Below are 5,735 nucleotides of genomic sequence, written 5' to 3'. Positions count from 1 at the left end.
GTCCCTCTCCGTCTCCCGGACCCACGCCCAAACCGGAAACGTCTAACTCGGCGCAGTCCAAAACAGCCGCAAGTCAGGGCAAGCAGCCCGCTATCAGAGAGACTAGCGGGATCTCTGGGCTTCTCATTGGATCGACCAGGGTTCAGGCCCCTCAACATCGTGCAGGTGACGAACAGCATCCCGGCTTACTTACGGGGGCTGTGGTCGTCCTGTCTGAGGCGTGGTTCGCCGAAGGCAGTCTCCTAAAGCAACGGAATGGACCACCACAGGTGACGGTTGAGCCAGCCTTGGGCGAAGAGTCAGTCACCTAAAGGACAGGTCCAGTCAAAGGAACATCTCCTATCCTCCGATGTTCTAGGGCACCATGAACCCATTGCAGTCAACACATACCCGGTCATCGATCCGAGGGGACGCCGCCAGCGCACAAGAGGTCCTTACAAAGGGCTACAAAGCCGACCTCCAACATCATCTTGAGGAGGCGGATTCGTCCCGGCCGAGAGATCTTCCAGCCAAGGGGAGGAGTGGTCCAGTTCGCCAGGTCGGACGCTTGATTCACCGGGCCGTTATCGCATTGGCGGCCTCGCTGCGGTTCGGCTCCCGTTGAGACACTCCCTCCTCACGTCCGGAGGGCCGTGACCGAGCGACCGCCGCTCTCATCAAATTGGGCCCGGAGTTGGCGTCTCCTCCCTCCGGACCCACGCTGGCCAGATTGCTGTCAAGCCAGCCTAGGATGATCGTCCAAAATTCACGGCCGACAGCGGCTTTGGCCCTCTCGGCCAGTCGCGCTCTCCTTCAACTATCCGCCACTTGGGTCAGGTCCGGACATGGGCAGACTTCGCTGGTTCTCCGAAGACGAGAGACGGTTTACAGCATTGGCTCCTGCTGCCTTTCGTCTGATTACTCGCGTGCCACTGACAAGTTGTCGGAGGCGTCGTTATCTTTCTCGCGTGATCCGTTTTCGTCCCTACTGATTCTGAATAAGGGCAAAGCAGCCTACGAACTGCCGAGCAGAACTCCCGCCATGCACGGCAGCCATAGCACCAGTCCTGCTCCTGCTCGCACCCATTGATCCGGCTCAGGGTCATCGGGGCACGACGTGGGCTGCGTCGCCGATGAACAGCACCAGAGTGCAACTGCTTCCGGTCTGACGCGTTCTGACTGACCGCGTAGGGGAGAACCGATGCCGGATAGGCTGTTCAGGATCAGCCGGGACACATGGCGGGACGCCTCGCGACTTGGAGTGCAGTCGGGTGTTGCGGCGGCGGTGGCCTATGTCGGTGCGATCACTCTGGGGGATTTGGAGGCGTTCCTCGTCATCATGATGGCCGTCACGAGCCTCCAGCGGACGGTTGGCGGGACCATCGGGCAGGCCCTCATGCGGATGCAGTCGGCACTGGCGGGGAGCCTTCTGGGTCTCCTGTGTCTCGTGCTCCTGCCCGAAGGCTGGGGCACGGCGGTGGCGCTGGCTGGCGCACTGTGCGTCGTGGGGGTGGCCTCGGTGCTGCAGCCCGCTTGGCAGCTTGCAGTGGTGCCGGCGGTGGGCATGTCTCTGGGGGACCGGGGGGACCTTCTGCAGACTGCCCTGGTGAGCACGGCCGGCATCCTGATGGGCGCGGCCATCGGCACCCTCGTCTCGCTGCTGGTCTGGCCCGACAGAGCCGAGGCGCGGTTCGACCGACATTATCGTCGGGCTTTGAAAGCCACGGCCACCCGGCTCTCCGACGCGGTCCAGGCCACGGTCGAGGAGGGACGAACCCCGCGCGTGGCCGAGCATGTGAGCGCGTGGAACGAAGCCGTCTGGCTCGCCCAAGAAGCTCTAGAGGAGAGCAGGTTCGTGGACCGAGGGTTGATGCAGCGGCGCCTTGATGCGCTGCGCGACCTTCATGAGTCCGTTGCCATTCTCGACCGGGCCGCCGAAGCGGAAAGCCCCCCGATGTCGGTAGAGAGCATGGTGGGCGAGGTGAGCGCCCTGCGCCGGAATGCCTGCGCCGTGCTGACCGGGATGGCAGAGGGTCGCAGGCAGAAAGACGAGCGGATCAAGGCGATGGATGCGGCGCTTGAGCATCTGCGACAGGTGCTGAAAAACGAGAGCCCGACCGCCAAGGGGCACGAACTTCACAGCGCGGTGGCATTCGGGCTACGGGAGGTGCGACGCACGCTCGCGGCGCTGGCTGAGTTGGAAGCGGGTTGGCGCGAGCGGGACGGCGCCTGACAGTCGGTGGGGCGTCCCGCCTGTCTTAACCACACTGCCCCTGGCTGCCACGTGAATTCGTCAAAGTGAATGTGACGCGACCGAGTCGTCTTTCGCCTGCCACGTCATTTCCCGTGTGTCGGAGCGTCGTAGGGCCAGGACCTATGAACCGGTGAGTCGTCAACCGAACGACTCGAGTCGGGATCAGATCGCTCGAACCTCTGCCAGTCGCTTGTGGCGTAGTCGTCGCCCCAGCAGACGGCGGCTTCCCAAGCGGCCGACGCTTGCCAGGCGATGTCATGTGCGTCGCCGTCGAGACCAGCGGCATTGTGGGGGAGCACCAAGTCAAGGTCGGGAACATCGACGTGGGCCTCGTCCCAGTCGATCAACGCGACCCGCCCCGCGGTCATCCGGATGTTGCCAGGGTTGGGGTCGCCGTGAACGACGCAGGTCGGGTGGCTGCTAAGCCGGGCCCATGCCACTCTGCATCGAGCCACGACTTCGAGAGGCATCGCGGTAAGATCGACCTTTGTCCCGGTCTCAGCGTGCAGGAGGTCGCTCGATGATCGCCAGCCTGGGCGTTGCGGCCAGCCTTGCGTCAAGTCAAGGATCTGGCGGAGCGTTTCGGCGACGCAATGCCAATCGGCCTCCGTCTCGGGCGGGCCGCCTTCCATGTAAGGCATCACCATCAGGCCTTCCGCGAATAGCCGGCCGTCCGCTGTTGGGATCGGAACCGGCACGGTCAGGCCTGCCTGGTCGAGGTACTGGAGGAGTTCGGCCTCCCAAGCGAGATCGGCGTCGCTTCTGGCTCCGAGACGACGCACCGCAGGCGTCCCATGGATGCGCACGCTCCATATGTCGTTGGCGATCCCACCCGCGAGCGCTTCGACGCGAACCGCGCCCTGTCCCCAAAGCCGAAGCGCGTCCCACCCCACAAGCTATCTCCCCCAACCGCCCATTTCGCTCCGGCTCAGACCAGGACCCAGATCCGCGTGTTCATGAGTCATGACCCTAGGTTAGGCAGAAGGTCGGCGTCTACGGTCTCCGGCCGATAGGCAGCACTCATAGCAGCCGATTATGTTCTTCCTCTTTACTGCAACAATCATCCAATACTTGACTAATTGTTGTCGCAAGAGTGCCGCGACCAGTACCCATCCCGATGTCAGGTGGTTCACCGGGACATTGTGCGCCGAAGATCGAGCCATTGCTCCAGTGCTCGCACCCTCAGAACTTGGCCCAAGGAGTGGCACAGGATGAACGAACCGTATGGTCAGCTCCTCGCGACCTTGCACAAGACCCAGGGCACCATGGCCGTGCAACTGGACCGGCTCGCGAAGTCACAAGCTCCCGACAGGGTGCGCTTGCCGAGGCTCGAATGCGAGGCCCGGCAGTTCAGGGGTGCGACGGAGGCTCTTCTCGCGAGGATGATGGAACGGGAGGTCTCGCCGGACCTGATCGTGCAAGCCAAGCTGCTCCTCGCCCATTTCGAGCACGCCGTTCGACGGGCGGCTTCCATATCGTCGTGGCACGGTCAGGTCGACGCTGGCGCACGAGATGAGCCCGATGACGAGGTCATCGATGGACAGGCGGGCCCCGGGGACAACCATGAGCCGGATGTCGTGCCGACAGCAGGTCCGAATCGTCCGAGGCTGGCCACAGAGTCGACAGTTCGCGAGATCAGGGTTGCGCGGCAAATGGCCAGACTTGGCCCGTCCGGCAGCCGGTCAGCCCAGGCGAGAGGAGGGCAGCGGCAACGATCCGCAGTCTGAGACACGTGGGACCTGGCACCACTCTGCCAAATCAAGCCGGCAGAGTGGTGGTCAGAGAGCGCGCTGTGACAGGGCTGATCACGCGTCGCTCGAAGCGGCCTGGAACTCAGGCTGGGGCGTCGGCAAAACCCTGTTCCGGATCGCTCTCAGGGATCACGGACCTGGGCCCAACGAGCGTCGGCCACATGTGACAGAGAGCGATGACGAGCATGGCCGACAGGTTGCCGCCCAAGGACCAGACCCCCAGGGCAGCCAGCCCATCTAGATCAAACACGACCAGGCCAACCACGGCCTCCAAGATACCCAGGAACGACGCCAACAGCACATAGCCCATGACCTATCTCCTTCAGGTTGAGTGACCCCATCCAAAGCGTGTACTGTGGCGCGAGTTTGTTATGCATGTGGCGTTGATGCGGCTTGACACTGCACCGCCATCATCGAAGTGCCGTGAGCAGGAAGAGCCCAACTCCTGCCATCTCCGGCATATCTCAGGGCATCGCAACGCACCTGCGACGGCTTTGTATCGGCAACGGAGCAATCACAAGTCAGTTGAGGTGCCCCCCCGGGCTCACTTGAGTGCGGAACGGCGCCCCAGCCGGTTTCTCCTGGGCGACAGTCAGGTCAGCGGCCACACTGACACTCTGGCCCAATCCGGCAGCCTACCAGGACCCGACTGGTCCTTGGCCGACAAGGGCTGCGACGCCGACTGGCTTCCTGAAGCCTTGCTGGACAGGGGCATCAAGCCCTGCATCCTCAGCCCAAGTGCTCGCGACAAGCCAGTCCAGCACGACAGGCAGCGCTACGAACGACGCCACGGGAATTCGAACATGTCTGGCTACCTCAAGAACGGGCACCGCGTCGCCATGCGCCTCGATCTCTGCCTCAAGGTATTCCTGTCGGCCATCACCTCGGCCGCAGCCGTCATGTTCTGGCTATGAATTCTGAGCGTAGGTCCGGCCCTTCAGTCGAAGCGGCCAGCTTGCCCGCCACGGCACCAAAGTGACGCATTCGCGTGGGTCACTCGGCCTCCCCGGCCGTCGTGACGACCTGAAGTCGAGGTCGGGCGGACGCTCGTTCCGTTTCATACCCTTTTCACAGGCTACGACGAGCCACGTTCCGACCGCGTCGGCTCATGCCAATCCAGTGGTCGGAGTCGCGTACCTTGGGGAACCTACTACGCTGGACGACTCCTGCGAAGTTCTAGAGCCGCCCAACGGAATCGCACGATAGGCCGCGTCGGCGATGGAACCGTTGACGACACAGCTTAGAATTGATCCGCCCCCATGGAAGTGTTCCGCCATGTAACGAGGCTCTTTGAGCTGAGGAGGACGGATCAGATGTCGAAGAGGCACAAACCCGAGGAGGTCATTGTCAAGCTGCGGCAGGTGGATGTGCTCACATCCCAAGGCCAGAGCGTGGCGGACGCGGTGCGCGCGATCGGGGTGACGGAGGTCACGTACTATCGCTGGCATCAGGAGTACGGCGGGCTCAAGACAAACCAAGTGCGGCGCATGAAAGAGCTCGAGCTGGAGAACCAGATGATCTGTCCCCCGTTTCACCGGACACTCAGGCGGTTGCGGTTTGGGCGGCAATGAACTCGCGAGGCGAGCGCATCTTCAGCCCGGAGTGAGGGTGGTGGGTGTTGTAGTCTTCGAACCAGAAGGGGAGCAATCCGAGGACGTCCCCGGCGCTGGGGAGCGGGGTACTTGGACGTAGTCGCGCTTCAGCGTGCGGACGAAGGCCTCGGAGATACCATTGCTTTGGGGGCTCTTCAC

At 63.1% G+C, this 5,735-nt stretch carries 5 protein-coding genes and 2 pseudogenes; 4 read left to right on the top strand and 3 right to left on the bottom strand.

Annotated features, from left to right (window positions below; genetic code table 11):
• Window positions 1–1,180: 1,180 nt before the first annotated feature.
• A complete protein-coding gene (locus FHG71_RS22590) occupies window positions 1,181–2,212 on the top strand; it encodes an FUSC family protein (RefSeq protein ID WP_139084015.1) in 1,032 nt (343 codons plus the stop codon).
• Window positions 2,213–2,316: 104 nt separating this feature from the next.
• Here the strand turns inward: FHG71_RS22590 and FHG71_RS22585 are convergent, their stop codons facing one another.
• Complete coding sequence (locus FHG71_RS22585; protein ID WP_218014222.1) at window positions 2,317–3,126, bottom strand: phosphotransferase enzyme family protein; 810 nt, start codon at window positions 3,124–3,126, stop codon at window positions 2,317–2,319.
• Between the two features lie 318 nt (window positions 3,127–3,444).
• Here FHG71_RS22585 and FHG71_RS22580 point away from each other — a divergent pair, with 318 nt between their 5' ends.
• Window positions 3,445–3,960: a hypothetical protein gene (locus tag FHG71_RS22580; protein ID WP_139084014.1), complete on the top strand. Its 516-nt coding sequence runs from the start codon at window positions 3,445–3,447 to the stop codon at window positions 3,958–3,960.
• A 106-nt stretch (window positions 3,961–4,066) separates the two neighbouring features.
• On the opposite strand, the gene FHG71_RS22575 is transcribed toward FHG71_RS22580, so the two are convergent.
• Window positions 4,067–4,294, bottom strand: a complete 228-nt coding sequence (locus FHG71_RS22575) for a hypothetical protein (protein ID WP_139084012.1) — start codon at window positions 4,292–4,294, stop codon at window positions 4,067–4,069.
• Between the two features lie 346 nt (window positions 4,295–4,640).
• On the opposite strand from FHG71_RS22575, the gene FHG71_RS22570 reads away from it, so the two are divergent.
• Together FHG71_RS22570 and FHG71_RS22565 are read left to right on the top strand one after the other, a co-directional pair.
• The gene (locus FHG71_RS22570; RefSeq protein ID WP_139084010.1) at window positions 4,641–4,898 is read left to right on the top strand and encodes a hypothetical protein; all 258 of its coding nucleotides are present in this window, start codon (window positions 4,641–4,643) and stop codon (window positions 4,896–4,898) included.
• Window positions 4,899–5,297: 399 nt separating this feature from the next.
• A pseudogene (locus tag FHG71_RS22565) lies at window positions 5,298–5,495 on the top strand (transposase); the annotation flags it as partial.
• 31 nt (window positions 5,496–5,526) lie between these two features.
• On the opposite strand, the pseudogene FHG71_RS22560 reads toward FHG71_RS22565, so the two are convergent.
• Window positions 5,527–5,735 (bottom strand): annotated as a pseudogene (locus tag FHG71_RS22560) (integrase core domain-containing protein); the annotation flags it as partial.

The organism is Rubellimicrobium roseum (assembly GCF_006152145.1).
Classification (GTDB): domain Bacteria; phylum Pseudomonadota; class Alphaproteobacteria; order Rhodobacterales; family Rhodobacteraceae; genus Rubellimicrobium; species Rubellimicrobium roseum.
This window is presented reverse-complemented; position numbering and strand designations above follow the sequence as displayed.

Bases quoted from the DNA above. Each gene is read 5' to 3' on its own strand.
- FHG71_RS22580 (WP_139084014.1), top strand. From the start codon at position 3,445: ATGAACGAACCGTATGGTCAGCTCCTCGCGACCTTGCACAAGACCCAG.
- FHG71_RS22590 (WP_139084015.1), top strand. From the start codon at position 1,181: ATGCCGGATAGGCTGTTCAGGATCAGCCGGGACACATGGCGGGACGCC.
- FHG71_RS22575 (WP_139084012.1), bottom strand. From the start codon at position 4,294: ATGGGCTATGTGCTGTTGGCGTCGTTCCTGGGTATCTTGGAGGCCGTG.